General features: G+C 73.4%; 15 protein-coding genes. 11 read left to right on the forward strand and 4 right to left on the reverse strand.

Features of this window, described 5'->3' with window-relative positions; translation table 11 throughout:
* Nucleotides 1–75: 75 nt before the first annotated feature.
* Nucleotides 76–1,218 (forward strand): glycosyltransferase family 4 protein, encoded by a 1,143-nt coding sequence (locus ACF09J_RS01410; RefSeq protein WP_392303317.1) that lies wholly within the window; start codon nucleotides 76–78, stop codon nucleotides 1,216–1,218.
* Between the two features lie 9 nt (nucleotides 1,219–1,227).
* Here the strand turns inward: ACF09J_RS01410 and ACF09J_RS01415 are convergent, their stop codons facing one another.
* A complete protein-coding gene (locus ACF09J_RS01415) occupies nucleotides 1,228–3,024 on the reverse strand; it encodes an AMP-dependent synthetase/ligase (protein WP_392303318.1) in 1,797 nt (598 codons plus the stop codon).
* Between the two features lie 241 nt (nucleotides 3,025–3,265).
* Between ACF09J_RS01415 and ACF09J_RS01420 the strand changes: the two genes are divergently transcribed.
* From ACF09J_RS01420 to ACF09J_RS01445, 6 genes are all read left to right on the forward strand, one after another.
* A complete protein-coding gene (locus ACF09J_RS01420) occupies nucleotides 3,266–4,063 on the forward strand; it encodes a metallophosphoesterase (protein WP_392303319.1) in 798 nt (265 codons plus the stop codon).
* 145 nt (nucleotides 4,064–4,208) lie between these two features.
* On the forward strand, nucleotides 4,209–4,652 hold the full coding sequence (locus tag ACF09J_RS01425) for an SRPBCC family protein (RefSeq protein WP_392303320.1): 444 nt from the start codon (nucleotides 4,209–4,211) through the stop codon (nucleotides 4,650–4,652).
* Nucleotides 4,653–4,802: 150 nt separating this feature from the next.
* Nucleotides 4,803–5,972 carry an ArsA family ATPase gene (locus ACF09J_RS01430; RefSeq protein WP_392303321.1) on the forward strand — a complete coding sequence of 390 codons (1,170 nt, stop codon included), beginning with the start codon at nucleotides 4,803–4,805 and terminating at the stop codon, nucleotides 5,970–5,972.
* A gap of 57 nt (nucleotides 5,973–6,029) precedes the next feature.
* On the forward strand, nucleotides 6,030–6,611 hold the full coding sequence (locus tag ACF09J_RS01435; protein ID WP_392303322.1) for a DUF5304 domain-containing protein: 582 nt from the start codon (nucleotides 6,030–6,032) through the stop codon (nucleotides 6,609–6,611).
* Nucleotides 6,612–6,726: 115 nt separating this feature from the next.
* On the forward strand, nucleotides 6,727–7,680 hold the full coding sequence (locus ACF09J_RS01440; RefSeq protein WP_392303323.1) for an ROK family glucokinase: 954 nt from the start codon (nucleotides 6,727–6,729) through the stop codon (nucleotides 7,678–7,680).
* A 90-nt stretch (nucleotides 7,681–7,770) separates the two neighbouring features.
* Entirely contained in the window at nucleotides 7,771–8,529 is a 759-nt protein-coding gene (locus ACF09J_RS01445; RefSeq protein WP_392303324.1) for an endonuclease/exonuclease/phosphatase family protein, read from the forward strand.
* A 310-nt stretch (nucleotides 8,530–8,839) separates the two neighbouring features.
* On the opposite strand, the gene ACF09J_RS01450 is transcribed toward ACF09J_RS01445, so the two are convergent.
* A complete protein-coding gene (locus tag ACF09J_RS01450) occupies nucleotides 8,840–9,637 on the reverse strand; it encodes a hypothetical protein (RefSeq protein WP_392303325.1) in 798 nt (265 codons plus the stop codon).
* Nucleotides 9,630–10,409, reverse strand: a complete 780-nt coding sequence (locus ACF09J_RS01455) for an alpha/beta hydrolase (RefSeq protein WP_392303326.1) — start codon at nucleotides 10,407–10,409, stop codon at nucleotides 9,630–9,632. Before ACF09J_RS01455 ends, ACF09J_RS01450 begins: the two co-directional genes overlap by 8 nt.
* A 147-nt stretch (nucleotides 10,410–10,556) precedes the next feature.
* Here ACF09J_RS01455 and ACF09J_RS01460 point away from each other — a divergent pair, with 147 nt between their 5' ends.
* The 4 genes from ACF09J_RS01460 (at nucleotide 10,557) to ACF09J_RS01475 (ending at nucleotide 14,694) form a co-directional block, all read left to right on the forward strand.
* Complete coding sequence (locus ACF09J_RS01460) at nucleotides 10,557–11,480, forward strand: 1-acyl-sn-glycerol-3-phosphate acyltransferase (protein ID WP_392303632.1); 924 nt, start codon at nucleotides 10,557–10,559, stop codon at nucleotides 11,478–11,480.
* A gap of 21 nt (nucleotides 11,481–11,501) precedes the next feature.
* On the forward strand, nucleotides 11,502–12,827 hold the full coding sequence (gene macS, locus ACF09J_RS01465) for a MacS family sensor histidine kinase (protein ID WP_392303327.1): 1,326 nt from the start codon (nucleotides 11,502–11,504) through the stop codon (nucleotides 12,825–12,827).
* On the forward strand, nucleotides 12,824–13,501 hold the full coding sequence (locus ACF09J_RS01470) for a response regulator (protein WP_392303328.1): 678 nt from the start codon (nucleotides 12,824–12,826) through the stop codon (nucleotides 13,499–13,501). Before macS ends, ACF09J_RS01470 begins: the two co-directional genes overlap by 4 nt.
* A 164-nt stretch (nucleotides 13,502–13,665) precedes the next feature.
* Complete coding sequence (locus ACF09J_RS01475; RefSeq protein WP_392303329.1) at nucleotides 13,666–14,694, forward strand: 6-phosphofructokinase; 1,029 nt, start codon at nucleotides 13,666–13,668, stop codon at nucleotides 14,692–14,694.
* 85 nt (nucleotides 14,695–14,779) lie between these two features.
* Here the strand turns inward: ACF09J_RS01475 and ACF09J_RS01480 are convergent, their stop codons facing one another.
* Nucleotides 14,780–16,696: an anthranilate synthase family protein gene (locus tag ACF09J_RS01480; RefSeq protein WP_392303330.1), complete on the reverse strand. Its 1,917-nt coding sequence runs from the start codon at nucleotides 16,694–16,696 to the stop codon at nucleotides 14,780–14,782.
* Nucleotides 16,697–16,808: the final 112 nt, after the last annotated feature.

Below are 16,808 nucleotides of genomic sequence, written 5' to 3' on the forward strand. Positions count from 1 at the left end.
CGCGGCCGGTCGGCGCGGGGCGGGCGGCACGGCCGTGGGCCGCGCTGCCGAGCTGGTTCGGTAGGGTCGGCGGTTGTGCGCAAGACCCTCATCGTGACCAACGACTTTCCGCCCCGGCCGGGTGGGATCCAGGCGTTTTTGCACAACATGGCGCTGCGGCTGGACCCCGAGCGGCTGGTCGTCTACGCCTCCACCTGGAAGCGGGGCCGGGAAGGCGCCGAGGCGACGGCCGCGTTCGACGCGGAGCAGCCGTTCACCGTCGTGCGCGACCGTACGACGATGCTGCTGCCGACTCCGGGCGCGACCCGGCGCGCGGTCGGGCTGCTGCGCGAACACGGCTGCACCGCCGTGTGGTTCGGGGCGGCGGCGCCGCTCGGCCTGATGGCGCCGGCCCTCAGAAGGGCGGGCGCCGAGCGGCTGGTGGCCACCACCCACGGCCACGAGGCGGGGTGGGCCCAACTGCCCGCCGCCCGCGGGCTCCTGCGCCGCATCGGGGAGTCGACGGACACGATCACCTACCTCGGCGAGTACACCCGCTCCCGGATCGCCGCCGCGCTGACCCCTGAGGCGGCCGGACGGATGGCGCAACTGCCCCCGGGCGTCGACGAGAAGACGTTCCACCCCGGCTCGGGCGGCGACGAGGTGCGGGCCCGGCTCGGGCTCACCGGCCGGCCGGTGGTCGTGTGCGTCTCACGGCTGGTCAGGCGCAAGGGGCAGGACACGCTGATCCTGGCCATGCCCCGGATCCTGGCCGCCGAACCGGACGCCGTCCTGCTGATCGTCGGCGGCGGACCGTACGAGAAGGAGCTGCGCGCCCTCGCGGAGCGGACCGGGGTGGCCGGCTCCGTGCGCTTCACCGGCCCCGTGCCCTGGGCCGAACTGCCCGCGCACTACGGCGCCGGCGACGTCTTCGCCATGCCCTGCCGCACCCGGCGCGGCGGACTCGACGTCGAGGGGCTCGGCATCGTCTACCTGGAGGCGTCCGCGACCGGACTGCCCGTCGTCGCCGGGGACTCCGGCGGCGCGCCCGACGCGGTGCTCGACGGAGAGACCGGCTGGGTCGCGCGCGGAGGCTCTCCCGAGGAGGCCGCCGACCGCGTCGTCACGCTTCTGGCGGACCCCGCCCTGCGCCGCCGCATGGGGGAGCGGGGACGCTCCTGGGTCGAGGAGAAGTGGCGCTGGGACCTGCTGGCCCAGCGGCTGGAGGAACTGCTCTAGGGGGTCGCGCTACTTGGTGTAGAGCGCCTCGATCTCGCCCGCGAAGTCCTGGGCCACCACGTTCCGCTTGAGCTTCAGGGACGGCGTGAGGTGCCCCGACTCCTCCGTGAACTGGGAGGACAGGATGCGGAACTTCCGCACCGACTCCGCCTTCGACACCGCGGCGTTGCCGTCGTCGACGGCCGCCTGGACCGCCGCGTTCAGGTCCGGGTCGTCGCGCAGCGACGCCGCGGTGGAGTCCGCCGGCTTGCCGTGCTCGGCGCACCAGCGGTGCAGGAACTCCTCGTCGAGGGTGACCAGCGCGCCCACGAACGGCCGCCCGTCGCCCACCACCATGCACTCCGCGACCAGCGCGTGCGCCCGGATACGGTCCTCGATCACGGCCGGGGCGACGTTCTTGCCGCCCGCGGTGACGATGATCTCCTTCTTGCGGCCGGTGATCCTGAGGTAGCCGTCCTCGTCGAGGGTGCCGATGTCACCGGTGTGGAACCAGCCGTCGGCCAGCGCCTCCCGGGTCGCGCCGGGGTTGTTCCAGTACTCCTTGAACAGGTGCTCGCCGTGCAGCAGCACCTCCCCGTCGTCCGCGATGCGGATCACCGAACCGGGCAGCGGCTGGCCGACCGTGCCGATCTTCTGCCGGTCCCAGGGGTTGAAGGCGGTCGCCGCGCAGGACTCGGTCAGGCCGTAGCCCTCCAGGACCGTGAAGCCGATACCGCGGTAGAAGTGCCCGAGGCGCTCGCCGAGCGGGGCGCCGCCGGAGATGGCGTACTCGCCGCGCCCGCCGAGCACCGCGCGCAGCTTGCCGTAGACCAGCTTGTCGAACACCTTGTGCCTGATCCGCAGCCCGAGCGAGGGGCCCGAGGGGCTGTCCAGTTCCTTGCTGTAGGCGATCGCCGTGTCGGCCGCGCGGTCGAAGATCCGGCCCTTGCCGTCCGCCTGCGCCTTGGCGCGCGCCCCGTTGTAGACCTTCTCGAAGACCCGCGGGACACCGAGGATCAGCGTGGGGCGGAACGCGGCCAGCTCGTCGGTGAGGTTCCTGATGTCCGGCACGCAGCCCAGCTTGATCGGCGCCATCATCGGGGCGACCTGGACCAGCCGGCCGAAGACGTGCGCCAGCGGCAGGAAGAGCAGCACCGAGCATTCGCCGGTGCGGAACAGCGGGCGCAGCCGCTCCACGACGTTGCCGCACTCGGCGAAGAAGGCGCGGTGGGTGAGCACGCAGCCCTTGGGCCGGCCGGTGGTGCCGCTGGTGTACACGATGGTCGCCGGGTCGTCGGCCTTCGCCAGCGAGCCGCGCTCCTCCACCGCCGCGTCGCTGATGTCCCGGCCGGCCCGGCCGAGCTCCTCGACGCCGCCGGCCTCGATCTGCCAGACGTTCTTCAGCGCGGGCAGCGACTCGCGCACCGCCTCGACGGCGGCGGCGTGCTGGTCCAGCTCCACCACGCAGGCGGTCGCGCCCGAGTCGCCGAGGATCCACCGCACCTGCTCCGGCGAGCTGGTCTCGTACACCGGCACGGTGATCGCGCCGGCGCTCCAGATCGCGAAGTCCAGCAGCGTCCACTCGTACCGCGTACGGGACATCAGGCCCACCCGGTCGCCGGGCTGGATGCCGGAGGCGATCAGGCCCTTGGCGGCGGCGTGCACCTCGGCGAGGAAGTCCCGGGCCGTGACGTCCCGCCAGGCGCCGTCCACCTTGCGCGCGATGACGGCGACGTCGGGATGCTGCGCGGCGTTTCTGCGGACGATGTCGGTCAGATTCCCGTCCGCAGGGACCTCGTACAGAGCCGGAAGGCTGAACTCGCGCAAGACTGCTGCTCCTCATAGGGCGCCGGCGCCACGACGTTGTGGAAATCCAGAAACGACTGGACGGGCCGGACGTTACCCGCCGGTATCGTTCTTCGACAGGGGGACCCGGCGAGATGTTCGCTGCGTCACACGGATCGATGTTCCCCTGCGCACAGTAGTCGACGGGCCGAATGACCGGCCAGTAACGGCGTTTCCGGCCGCCACTGTTCACGTATGCCACGCCCGCCTACGCTTGATCACCATGGCACCCACATCGGCCCGTCACGGCAGAACGCGCGTCCACGTGGTCAGCGACGTGCACGGCAACGTGCGCGACCTGGCCCGAGCCGGAGAGGGCGCCGACGCCCTGGTGTGCCTAGGCGACCTGATCCTCTTCCTCGACTACGCCGACCACTCGCGCGGGATCTTCCCCGACCTGTTCGGCGTGGAGAACGCCGACCGCATCGTCGAACTGCGCACCGCCCGCCGCTTCGCCGAGGCGCGCGAGTTCGGCGCCCGGCTGTGGGAGGGCATCGACGGCGACCGGACCACGGTGATGGAGCAGGCGGTGCGCAAGCAGTACGCGGAGCTCTTCGCCGCGTTCCCCAGCCCCACGTACGCCACCTACGGCAACGTCGACATGCCGGCCCTGTGGCAGGAGTACGCGCGCGAGGGCACCACCGTGCTCGACGGGCAGCGGGTGGAGATCGCCGGCCGTGTCTTCGGCTTCGTCGGCGGCGGCCTGCGCACCCCCATGCGCACCCCGTTCGAGATCGGCGACGAGGAGTACGCGGCGAAGATCGAGGCGGTCGGCGAGGTCGACGTGCTGTGCACGCACATCCCGCCCGAGGTGCCGGACCTCGTCTACGACACCGTCGCGCGCCGCTTCGAGCGCGGCAGCCGAGCCCTGCTGGAGGCCATCCGCCGCACCCGTCCCCGCTACGCCCTCTTCGGCCATGTCCACCAGCCGCTGGTGCGGCGGATGCGGATCGGCACGACCGAATGCGTGAACGTGGGGCACTTCGCCGGGAGCGGCCGCCCCTGGGTGCTCGAATGGTGAGTATTCCGGCCGATCGCGCAGGTGGGGATGGAGTCCGGCGGCCGGGCGCGCGGTAGCCTTCACGCTGCACACACGTGCGCACGAGGAGCGCACCACCGGCCTCACCCGGCCGCACTACCGGCCCGCATCTGGAGGAGCCACGGCGATGGCGGAACACACCAGCTCGAGCATCACGATCGAGGCGCCACCGGCCGACGTCATGGGGGTGATCGCCGACTTCGCCCGCTACCCGGACTGGACCGGTGAGGTGAAGGAGGCCGAGGTCCTCAAGACGGACGACCGGGGCCGCGCCCACCAGGTCCGCCTCGTCATGGACGCGGGCGCCATCAAGGACGACCAGACCCTCGCGTACACCTGGACCGGCGACCACGAGGTCTCCTGGACCCTGGTGAAGTCGCAGATGCTGCGTTCCCTGGACGGTTCGTACGTCCTGCGGCCCGCGGGCGTGCACGCCACCGAGGTGACGTACCGGCTCACCGTGGACGTCAAGATCCCCATGCTCGGCATGATCAAGCGCAAGGCCGAGAAGGTCATCATCGACCGCGCCCTGGCGGGCCTGAAGAAGCGCGTGGAGTCGGGCGAGAAGTAGGGCTGCGCGGACGGCGGTCTGCGGACGTCGGCGGTCGGGGGTCGGGGGTCGGCCGGGGACCGAGGGCACCGGCTGAAGGCGCCCGTAGGCGACTGAGGCATCAACCCGCGCCATCAACCCGCGCCGTCAGATCCACTACCGTTCAGCATCATGCGCACCCTCCTGATCACGGGCCCGGGCGGCAGCGGCCGTACGACCGTTTCCGCCGCCACCGCACTGACCGCCGCCCGTGACGGCGTCGAGACCCTCGTGCTGAGCGCCGACCGCACGGACTCCCTCGGCGCGGCGCTCGGGGTGCCGACGGGTGCGGAGCCGGTGTCCGTCGCGCCGCGGCTGACGGCCTGGCGCCCCGACGCGGCGGCCGGCTTCCGGGCCGACCTCACCGCCTTCCAGGACCGCGCGGGCAACGTACTGGACCTCCTGGGGGCGTCCCGTCTGGACCCCGAGGAGGTCACCCCGCTGCCGGGAGCGGAGGAGCTCGCCCTGCTGCGCGCGCTGCGCGACGCGGCCCTGTCGGAGCGGTTCGAGCTGCTGGTCGTCGACCTGCCACCGGCGCCGCAGGCGCTCGCCCTGCTCGCGCTGCCCGAGGAACTGCGCCGCTATCTGCGCCGGCTGCTCCCGCCGGAGCGGCAGGCGGCCCGCGCCCTGCGGCCGGTGCTCGGCCGGCTCGCGGGCGTCCCCATGCCGACCGAGTGGCTGTACGAGACGGCGGCACGCTGGGACGTCGAACTGGCCGCCGTGGCGGCGGTCGTCGCCGACCGCGGCACCCGCGTGCGCCTGGTCGCCGAGCCGGGACCGGCAGGCGCCGACGTGGTCCGGAACGCGGCCCTGGGCCTGGCCGTGCGCGGCCTGGCCGTGGAGTGCCTTGTCGCCGGCCGGGTCCTGCCGGAGAGCGCCGCGGACTCCTGGCTGGCCGGCCCGGTGGCGCAGCAGCGCAAGACCCTCGACGAGTGGCGGGAGACGTACGCCGTCCGTCCGGCCGCCCATCTGGGCCGGGACCCGCGCGGCCTGGACGACCTGGCCGCCCTCGCCGTGCCCGGCGCGAACCCGGCGGCCGCCCCGGTCGAGTGGCCGGTGACCGACCGGCTCGCCGAGGACGGGGTCCTCGTGTGGAACATCCCGCTGCCCGGTGCCATACGCGAGGAGCTGGACCTCATCCGGCTCGGCGACGAACTCGTGCTCACCGCCGGGCCGTTCCGCCGTGTCGTACCGCTGCCCTCGGCGCTGCGCCGGTGCACCGTCGACGGGGCCGCCCTGCGCGACGGCGAGCTGCGGATCCGGTTCGCGCCCGACCCCGCGCTGTGGCCCCGCGAGAGATGAAGCGCGTACCCCCGTTCGGGTAACGTCGTAGGGACGAACCGTAGTCAGGAGCCCGCCATGAGCGAAGAGCGCCCACCGTCCGACGCCGCTCGGGACGACGCCGCTCAGGAGGAGCCCGGCGGCCGCGAGGACACCGCCCGTCCGGGCGAGGCCGGGGAGCCGGGGGAGCCGCGCGCCACGGACGCCGACGCCTGGTCCACGGCCTGTGCCGAGGACCTCGCGGCCGAGCAGGCCCGCCGCCGCGCGCGGTACGGCGCGCCGCCCGGCTCGGCCGCCGAGGAGCTGCGCAAGTTCGTCGACACCGTCGCCGACAAGCTGTCGTCGATCCAGGGGCCGCTGCTCGGCGCGCTCGCCGGACCCGCGGCCGAGCAGATGGTGCGGCAGGTGGTCCAGCAGGCGAAGGCGGCCGTCGAGCCGGTCGTGGAGCGCAACCCCGAGGTGTTCGAGCACCTGGCGGCGGCCGGCGGCGAACTGCTCGCCGCGTACCGTTCGGCCGTCGAGTCCCAGGAGCGCCGCTGGACGTCGTCCCGCGCGGGCGAGTCCCCGGGGGACGAACTCGACGACCCGGACACCCGCCCCGGCGAGCGCCGGGACCCCGGTGAGGGCACCGGCGGCGGCGAGCGCATCGACCTGGACTGACCGGCCGGACGACTTGTCGGGACGACTCGGACCGACCGTCCGGACGACGCGAATCCGACGGCAGGGGCTCGGGTACGGTTGGCCGTAGCGGGGCTCGACCGGAACTGAGGGATTCATGGGACTCACCATCGGCGTCGACATCGGCGGCACGAAGATCGCGGCCGGCGTGGTCGACGAGGAAGGCAACATCCTCTCGACCTTCAAGGTGCCGACCCCCACCACGCCCGGGGCCATCGTGGACGCCATCGCCTCGGCGGTGGAGGGAGCACGCGCGGGGCACGAGATCGTCGGTGTGGGCATCGGCGCCGCCGGATACGTCAACCGGCAGCGCTCCACGGTCTACTTCGCGCCCAACATCGACTGGCGCAACGAGCCGCTGAAGGAGAAGGTCGAGGCGCGCGTCGCCCTGCCGGTCGTCGTGGAGAACGACGCCAACGCCGCGGCCTGGGGCGAATACAGGTTCGGCGCCGGCAAGGGCCACCGCAACGTCATCTGCATCACGCTCGGCACCGGCCTCGGCGGCGGCATCGTCATCGGCAACAAGCTGCGCCGCGGGCACTTCGGCGTGGCCGCCGAGTTCGGCCACATCCGGATGGTCCCGGACGGCCTGCTGTGCGGTTGCGGCTCGCAGGGCTGCTGGGAGCAGTACGCCTCCGGGCGGGCCCTGGTGCGGTACGCCAAGCAGCGCGCCAACGCCGCCCCCGAGAGCGCGGAGGTGCTGCTGGCCCTCGGTGACGGCACCCCCGACGGCATCGAGGGCAAGCACATCTCCATGGCCGCCCGCCAGGGCTGCCCGGTGGCCGTCGACTCCTACCGCGAGCTGGCCCGCTGGGTGGGCGCCGGCCTGGCCGACCTGGCCTCGCTGTTCGACCCGTCCGCGTTCATCGTGGGCGGTGGGCTCTCCGACGAGGGCGAGCTGGTCCTGGAGCCGATCCGCAAGTCCTACAAGCGCTGGCTGGTCGGCGGCAACTGGCGCCCGGTCGCCGACGTCCTCGCCGCCCAGCTCGGCAACAAGGCCGGTCTGGTGGGCGCGGCGGACCTCGCCCGGGAGCCCGACCCGATCATGTAGCGCCGGTCGCGGCCCCGAGCGCGCCCACCGTCCCCGTCCGGCCGGGACCGGTGGGCGCCGCCGTACCGCCGGTGGACCCGGCCGCGGCGTATGTTGATCGTCATGCTGCTGCCCAACTCCCGGACGGAGCCCGATGGTTCCGCCGTCATCCGCGTCCTGAGCCACAACATCCGGTCGATGCGGGACGACACCGAGGCGCTGGCCCGGGTGATCCGCGCCTGCGCGCCGGATCTCGTCCTCGTCCAGGAGGCGCCGCGTTTCTTCCGCTGGCGCAAGAAGCTGGCGCGGCTCGCGGCGGCCTCGGACCTGGTGATCCTCACCGGGGGCGCGACGGCCGCGGGCACGGCGATCCTCTGCTCGCTGCGGGCCACCGTGGAGCGCACCGAGGACGTCCTGCTGCCGCTCACCCCCGGACTGCACAGGCGGGGCCTGGCGACGGCGGTCGTCCGGTTCGGTGACGCCCGGCTGGGCGTCGTCAGCAGTCATCTCTCGCTGAACGCGGACGAGCGCTACGAGCAGGCCGGGATGCTTCTGGACCGGCTGGCCGGGATGGGCGTGGAGCACGCGGTGGCGGGCGGCGACCTCAACGAGGGTCCGGACGGGCCCGCGTTCCGGCGGCTGGCCGCCTCGCTCCAGGACGGCTGGGCCACCGCCCCGTGGGGCGCGGAGGCCACCTGGCCGTCCACCGCCCCCCACCGACGCATCGACGCCCTCTTCGCGACCCGAGGTGTCGAGGTCCTCGCCTGCGGCGCACCACTGGGCCTGCCCGGAGTGACAGAGCCGGACCTGAAGGCCTCCACGGACCACCTGCCGGTCCTGGCAGCACTCAGAGTCCCGGCCCTTCCCTAGAACCGGGGCGGGGCTCGCGGGGCTGGTGCCGGCTGCGCGGTCGGCCCCTTGGCTCGTGGAGGTGGGGGAGGTTGGGTGGTCGGCCTCCCGGTTTGCCGGGCCGGGGCCGGGTTTGCGGCCGGCGGCCGGTTTGTGGGGCCTTACGGGGTCGGGGGCCGGGTGTGAGGGTTGGCCTTCCGGCTCGCGGGCCGGGGCGGTTTCCCTGGCCGAGCTCCGGCCCCCGGGCCGGGGAGTGGGTGGCCGGGCTGCTGCCGGGCTTTGTCGAGATGGGGGTCCGGCGGTTCGCCCGGCCGTCGCGGGACGGCCGGGTTCAGACCACCGCCCCGCGGCCCGGGTCGTCGTTGTCGTCGTCGTCCGGGTTCATCCGCATCACCAGCGTCGCGAAGCCGCCCAGGAAGCCGCCGATGCCCAGCAGGGTGAGCCACCACGTCATGTCCCAGCCGAACAGGACGGCCAGCAGGAGCAGGACGGGCCCGCCGATCACCGCCAGCCAGGCGAATTTCGCGGTCACGTCGGCGGACGGCAGCGGGGGCGGCTCCGGCGGGACGAAGTGGCCCTCGTCGCCCTCGTCGAAGTCGTCGTCGGACGGTTCGGCGAGCGAGTAGTCGCGCGGTCCCCCACGAGGGTTGCCGACACCGGGCGCGAAGGACACGGAGCTGCCCAGCCGCCCGGCCGCGCCGGACGGGCCCTCCTCGCGCTCGCCGTCCTCGCCGCTCCCGTCGCCCTTGGCGTCCTTACCGGTCCTGGCGGCCTCGTCCTTCCTGGCCTTCCACGGCTTCTCGACGTCCGTCGACGGGTCCGGCGGCAGTGCCAGGTCCTCGATCGGCCGGAAGGGCCTGGAGCCCGCCGGGTCCGGCGGCTCCTCGCCGTACCCGGCGACGATCGCCGCCCAGGCGGCGTCCTCGTCGAAGGAGGCGCCCTCCTTCCCGGCGGGCACGCCGGGCTCGGCGGGCTCCTCGGCCGGCCCGACGGGTTCCGCCGCTCCGACGGGTTCGGCCGGCCCCACGGGTTCCGCAGGCGTGACCGGGCCCGCCGGCGTGACCGGTTCGCCCGGCTCGACCGGCTCGCGGCCGTCCCGGTTCTCGCGGTCGGAGTCGTGCTCAGCCACCTGCCGTCGTCCCTTCCTTGCCGACACTGGGTGCGAGCCGGCCGACGAAGGCGTAGCTCTCATCGAAGATCCGGTCCGCATCGTGGTCCAACGTCGCGACGTGGTAGCTGTGTTCCAGCAGGACCTCCGTGACGTCCGTGGAGGAGATCCGGCCGAGAATCCGTGCCGAGTCGGCCGGCGGCACCACATGGTCCTGCGGGCTGCGCAGAAGCAGCAGCGGCTGCGTGACCTGCGGCAGCTCACCGTCGAGCATCCGGAAGAAGTTCCTGAGCGAGTGCGCGGCGTGCAGCGGCACCCGGTCGTACCCCAGCTCGGCGGCGCCCTCCAGCGCGATGTCGCTCGCGATGCCCTTCGTGGTCCGTACGACATGGCGGGCCACCGGCAGGGCGTACGCTGACAGACCGTGCACCTTGTTGGCCGGGTTGACGACCACCACGCCCGCGACCGCGTCCCCGTGCCGGGCGGCCAGCCGCAGCGCCAGCGCGCCACCCATGGAAAGACCGGCCACGAACACGCGCGCGCAGGACTCCCGCAGGATCCGCAGCTCGCGGTCCACCTCCGCGTACCAGTCCGGCCAGCCGGTGAGCTGCATGTCCTCCCAGCGGGTGCCGTGCCCGGGCAGCAGCGGCAGGGAGACGGTCAGACCGCGCTCGGCGAGGTACTGCCCCCAGGGGCGCAGGGACTGGGGGGAACCGGTGAAGCCGTGGCAGAGGAGGACGCCGACCTCCCCGCCCTCATGGCGGAACGGCTCGGCTCCGGGGAGCACCGGCACGTGGCTCTCCTGTGGTCGTCGATTGCAGGTACTTCACCGTACGCGACCGCACTGACACCGACCAGGGTCGTCGGTCCCCCGGACGGTACCCCGGCGGTATCGTCTGATCGACACACACAGGAAGGCACTCGGTTGTTCTACGGCACGATGAAGGTCGCCATCGGGGGGCCGCTGAAGCTCGCCTTCCGGCCCTGGGTGGAGGGCCTGGAGAACATCCCCGACGAGGGCCCCGCCATTCTGGCGAGCAATCACCTGTCCTTCTCGGACTCCTTCTTCCTTCCTGTGGTGCTCCACCGCAAGGTGACCTTCATCGCGAAGGCCGAGTACTTCACGACGCCCGGTGTGAAGGGCCGGCTGACCGCCGCGTTCTTCAAGGGCGTGGGCCAGCTCCCCGTGGACCGCTCCGGTTCGCGCGGCGCGGGCGAGGCGGCGGTGAAGAGCGGCGTGGAGGTGCTGGAGCGCGGCGAGCTGTTCGGCATCTACCCGGAGGGCACCCGTTCACCCGACGGCCGTCTCTACCGCGGCAAGCCGGGCGGACTGGCCCGCGTGGCCCTGGCCACCGGAGCGCCCGTCATCCCGGTCGCCATGATCGACACCGAGAAGATCCAGCCGCCCGGGAAGGTCGTCCCCAAGCTGATGCGCCCGGGCATACGCATCGGCAAGCCACTGGACTTCAGCCGCTACCAGGGCCTCGCGCACGACCGTTTCGTGCTGCGGGCGGTGACGGACGAGGTCATGTACGAGATCATGAAGCTCTCCGGCCAGGAGTACGTCGACATCTACGCGACGGCGGCCAAGCGGCAGATCGCGGAGGCGGCCAAGGCCGAGAAGGAAGCGGACAAGGCGGCGGGGAGAACGGCCGGGACGGCGGCCGACAGGGTCCAGCAGGCGGCGGGGACGGCGGCGGACCGGGTCCAGAAGGCGGCCGGCAAGGCCCAGGAGGCTGCGGGGAGGGCGGCCGGCAAGGCCCAGGAGGCGGCGAAGGCGGCGCTCGGGCGGGCCGAGAAGGCCGAGAAGGGCGAGAACGCCGAGAAGGGCGAGAACGCCGAGAAGGGGAAGCGGGCGGAGTAGGGCGAACCGCCGGGGGGGGACATGCCGAAGCGGCAACGCGTGATGACGATGTCGGTCGAGCAGCCGATGTGGCGCGCGCTCACCGGATACCGAGTGCTGACCATGCTCTACGCGGTCGGCCTGTTCGCCACCGGCTCCGACCAGTTCCCGCGCCCCGGCGTCGCCATCGCCTACTACTGCGTGCTGTCCACCTGGACCCTGGCCACACTGCCCAAGGTCGCGAACGCCGCGAGCTGCACCAGGCGCTTCCTGGCCGCCGACCTCACCCTGGCGCTGACCGGCATCCTCCTCACCCCCGTCGCCGACGCCCCGGCACGGATCGCGGACGGCGGCCCGACCCTGCCGTCGATCTGGACCGCCGGCTCCGTCCTCGCCTTCGCCGTCAAGGGCGGCTGGCGCTGGGCCGCCGTCGCCTCCACCGCGGTCGCCGCCGCCAACCTGGTCGAGCGCGGCGCCCCGACCCGCGACACCGTGCACAACGTGATCCTGGTCTGGGTCGCCTCCATCGCCATCGGCTACGTCGTCGAGGTCGCCCGCGCCTCCGAACGCACCCTCGCCCGCGCCCTGGAGATCGAGGCGGCCACCCGGGAACGGGAGCGCCTGGCCCGGGACATCCACGACAGCGTGCTCCAGGTGCTGGCCATGGTCCAGCGGCGCGGCGCGGTCATCGGGGGCGAGGCCGCCGAACTGGGCCGGCTGGCCGGCGATCAGGAGGTGGCGCTGCGCACCCTGGTCTCCGGCGGGCTGGTCCCGGTCCCCCGGGCGTCGGAGGACACGGACGGGGGTCCGGACGGGGGCATGTCCGCGGGCGCGGTCGTCCGGGCCGCCGACGAGGACACGGACGGCGACGCCGACGGGCCCGTCGACCTGCGCGCGCTGCTCGTCCCGTACGCCGGCGCCCGGGTCAGCCTCGCCGAGCCGGGCGCGCCGGTGCTGCTGCGACCCGCCGCCGCCCGCGAGGTGGCCGCGGCCGTCGGGGCCGCGCTGGACAACGTCCGCCGGCACGCGGGCGAGGGGGCGCGGGCCTGGATCCTGGTCGAGGACGAGGCGGAGTCGGTGATCGTGACCGTGCGGGACGACGGTCCCGGCATCCCCCGGGGGCGGCTCGCCCAGGCCGAGGGCGAGGGCCGGCTCGGTGTGGCCCTGTCGATCCGGGGCCGGCTGCGCGACATCGGCGGCACCGCCGAGCTGATCTCGGTACCCGGCCAGGGCACGGAGGTCGAACTGAACGTGCCCAGGGACGCGGGTGCGGCGGACACCACCGGCACCGGCACCACGAACGACACCGGGCACACGAGGGGCGCGAAGGGCGCGCCCCGGACACGGGGGAAGGCGGAGAACCGATGAGCGAGGGGCAGGGCCCGATCAGGGTGATGGTGGTCGACGACCACCCGATGTGGCGCGACGCGGTGGCCCGCGACCTGACCGAGGCCGGCTTCGAGGTGGTCGCCACCGCGGGCGACGGCGAGCAGGCGGTGCGCCGCGCCCGGGCCGCCGCGCCCGACGTGCTCGTCCTCGACCTGAATCTGCCCGCGAAGCCCGGGGTCCAGGTCTGCAAGGAACTCGTCGGCGCCGACCCGGCGTTGCGCGTGCTGGTGCTGTCCGCGAGCGGCGAGCACGCCGATGTGCTGGAGGCCGTGAAGTCGGGCGCGACGGGCTACCTGCTGAAGTCGGCCTCGACCCAGGAGCTGCTGGACGCGGTGCGCCGTACGGCCGTGGGCGATCCGGTGTTCACACCGGGCCTGGCGGGCCTGGTCCTCGGCGAGTACCGGCGTCTGGCCGCCGAGCCCGCGCCCGCCGCGGACGCCGGTGAGCCGAGGGCGCCCCGGCTCACCGACCGCGAGACCGAGGTGCTGCGCCTGGTCGCCAAGGGACTGAGCTACAAGCAGATCGCCGAGCGTCTGGTGATCTCCCACCGCACGGTCCAGAACCACGTCCAGAACACCCTGGGCAAGCTCCAGTTGCACAACCGGGTGGAGCTGGTGCGGTACGCCATCGAACGCGGACTCGACGGCGAGTAGGAGCGAGTCAACCCGCATACGTGCCGGCATACCCCTTTCGAGTGGTTTAGCTGTGATCAACTACTAGACAATTCAGTGGAATTGACTCTCCGCCCCATGCCGAAGTGACGTGCGTCACCATTAGCGTGACCTTCACCAGGCAACCGCGGCGAAGGGACTTTTCCATGCGGGTCGGAGTACTGACCGGAGGCGGCGACTGCCCCGGGCTCAACGCCGTCATCCGGGGCATCGTCCGCAAGGGCGTGCAGGAGTACGGCTATGACTTCGTCGGCTTCCGGGACGGCTGGCGGGGCCCACTCGAGAACGACGCCATCCGTCTCGACATCCCCGCGGTGCGCGGCATCCTGCCCCGCGGCGGCACCATCCTCGGCTCCTCGCGGACCAACCCCCTCAAGCAGGAGGACGGCATCCGGCGGATCAAGGAGAACCTCGCCAAGCAGGAGGTCGAGGCCCTCGTCGCGATCGGCGGCGAGGACACCCTCGGCGTCGCCGCACGGCTCAGCGACGAGTACGGCGTGCCCTGCGTGGGCGTCCCCAAGACCATCGACAACGACCTGTCGGCCACCGACTACACCTTCGGCTTCGACACCGCCGTCGGCATCGCCACCGAGGCGATCGACCGGCTGCACACCACCGCCGAGTCCCATATGCGGGTCCTGGTCTGCGAGGTGATGGGCCGTCACGCCGGCTGGATCGCCCTGCACTCCGGCCTCGCCGGCGGCGCGAACGTCATCCTCATCCCGGAACAGCGCTTCGACGTCGACCAGGTGTGCGCCTGGATCACCTCCCGCTTCAAGGCGTCGTACGCCCCGATCGTCGTCGTCGCCGAGGGTGCCATGCCCAAGGACGGCGACATGGTCCTGAAGGACGGCTCGCGCGACTCCTTCGGGCACGTACGGCTGTCCGGGGTCGGCGAGTGGCTGGCCAAGGAGATCGAGGCACGCACCGGGAAGGAGGCACGCACCACCGTCCTCGGGCACATCCAGCGCGGCGGCACGCCCAGCGCCTTCGACCGCTGGCTGGCCACCCGGTTCGGGCTGCACGCCATCGACTGCGTCCGCGACGGCGACTTCGGCAAGATGGTCGCCCTGCGCGGCACCGACATCGTCCGCGTGCCGATCAGGGAGGCCACCGCGAAGCTTAAGACGGTCGACCCGAAGCTGTACGAGGAGGTCGGGGTCTTCTTCGGCTGACCCCGCCACCGGCCTCCCCGCCCGCAGACCGCACCGGGGGCGCCGCCGGCCCGACCGGCGGCGTCCCCGGTGCGCGCGTCCCCGGCTACGGGACGCGCCGCGGCTCGCCGTGCGCGCCTGCGCCGTGCGACTGGCCGGCCAACAGTGCGCGGACGATCGCCCGGCCGTTCAGCGTCAGCACGGACTCGGGGTGGAACTGCACCGACGCGAACCGCGCGGAGCGCAACGCGTGCACCTCACCGGACGCGCTGCGGCTGACCTCGATCCCGTGCGCGGACAGTTCGGCGTCCGCCTCGTCGTCGCAGTGCGCCACGAAGCTGTTGTAGAAGCCCACGGTCTCCGTCCGGCCGAACAGGTCGATCGAGCTCTGGGCGCCCTGGTGGGGCACCGCCTTGCGGACGATCTCCAGCCCCAGCCCGGCGGCGATCAGCTCGTGCCCGAGGCAGACCCCGAGGACGCCGTGTCGGTGGGTGGCGAGCACCTCCGCGGTCAGTGCGCGCAGCAGCCGCATCTTCGGGTCGGCCGCGTCGCACGGGTCGCCGGGACCGGGCCCGAGGACGACCGGTCCCTCGTGCGCGAGCACGGCCTCGCGCAGCCCGGACTCGTTCCAGCGGCGCACGGTGACGGTCAGCCCCGACGACCGCAGCACGTGCGCGAGCATCGCGGTGAACGTGTCCTCGCCGTCCACGACCAGGGTGTGCCGCGAGAGTCCCGGCGCACCCGCGTCGGCTCCCGACTGCGGGGCGGGGACGCCGCTCCGCATCCGCAGCCAGAACGGCGCGAGCAGCGCGCGCCGGCCGTCCAGGGCCGCCTGCACCCGCGGGTCGTCGGCGAGCCGGGGCCCCGACCGCTCCGCGCGCGGCCGTGCGGGCCGTACGCCCAGCGCCGCCAGGACCCCTGCCGCCTTCGCGTGCGTCTCGGCGACCTCGCCCGCCGGGTCGGAGCCGCGGACGAGGGTGGCGCCGACCGGCACGCGCAGCCGGCCCCGGGCGTCGATGTCGGCGGTGCGGATGAGGATGGGGGAGTCCAGGGTCTGCGCGCCGCCGGAGCCGCGGCCGAGCAGGGCGAGCGCGCCCGCGTAGTAGCCGCGCCCGCCGGTCTCGTGGCGTCCGATGACCCGGCAGGCGTTCTGCACCGGCGACCCGGTGACGGTCGCGGCGAACATGGTCTCCTTGAGCACCTCGCGCACGTCCAGGGAGGACCGGCCGCGCAACTCGTACTCGGTGTGCGCCAGATGCGCCATCTCCTTCAGGCGCGGGCCGACGACCACCCCGCCCATGTCGCCGACGGTGCACATCATCTTGAGCTCCTCGTCGACGACCATCGACAGCTCCTCGATCTCCTTGCCGTCGGCGAGGAAGCCCAGCAGGTGCTCGGGCGTCGGCCCCCCGTCCGGGTAGCGGTACGTCCCGCTGATCGGGTTCATCACGACCGTCCCGCCCGACATGCGCACATGCACCTCGGGGCTGGCGCCGACCAGCGTCCGGTCCCCGGTGTGCACCACGAACGTCCAGTACGCCCCCCGCTCGCCCTCCAGCAGCCGCCGGAACAGCGCCAGCGCGTCGGCCCGCCCGAAGCCGGGGATCTCCCCCTCGTACGTCCGCCGGATCACGAAGTTCGCGCCCTCGCCCGCGCCGATCTCCTCGCGCAGCACCCGCCCGACGATCTCCGCGTACTCCTCGTCGCCCACGTCGAAGCCGCCGCCCTCGACGCGCACCCGGTGCGCGGGCAGCGCCGCCAGGGCCTCGGCGAGCGGGACCGTGCCCGTCTCCTCGGGCGTCAGCACCAGCAGCGGGGTGCCGTCGTCGCGGACGTCGAAGCCGCGCTCGCGGATCTGCCGGAACGGAACGAGCGCCAGGCCTTCGTCGGGCAGGTCGGCCAGCCGGTCCCGAGCGGTCACCGGGCCGAGCAGCACCTCGACCAGGTCCTGGTCGTGCCCCGGGGTACGGCGGCGCAGCAGGGCGAAGGGGCGGGGGTCGTGCAGCAGCCGTGCCAGGTCCATGGGTTCCTCTTCCGTCGATGTCGATCGATGCCGATGGAGGTCGGTCGATGCCGGTGAGGAACGGCCCAGGCGCCCAGAACGCCGAAGGCCGCCCCCCGGGCGGCCTTCGCGA

The organism is Streptomyces sp. NPDC014889, assembly GCF_043081205.1.
Classification (GTDB): domain Bacteria; phylum Actinomycetota; class Actinomycetes; order Streptomycetales; family Streptomycetaceae; genus Streptomyces.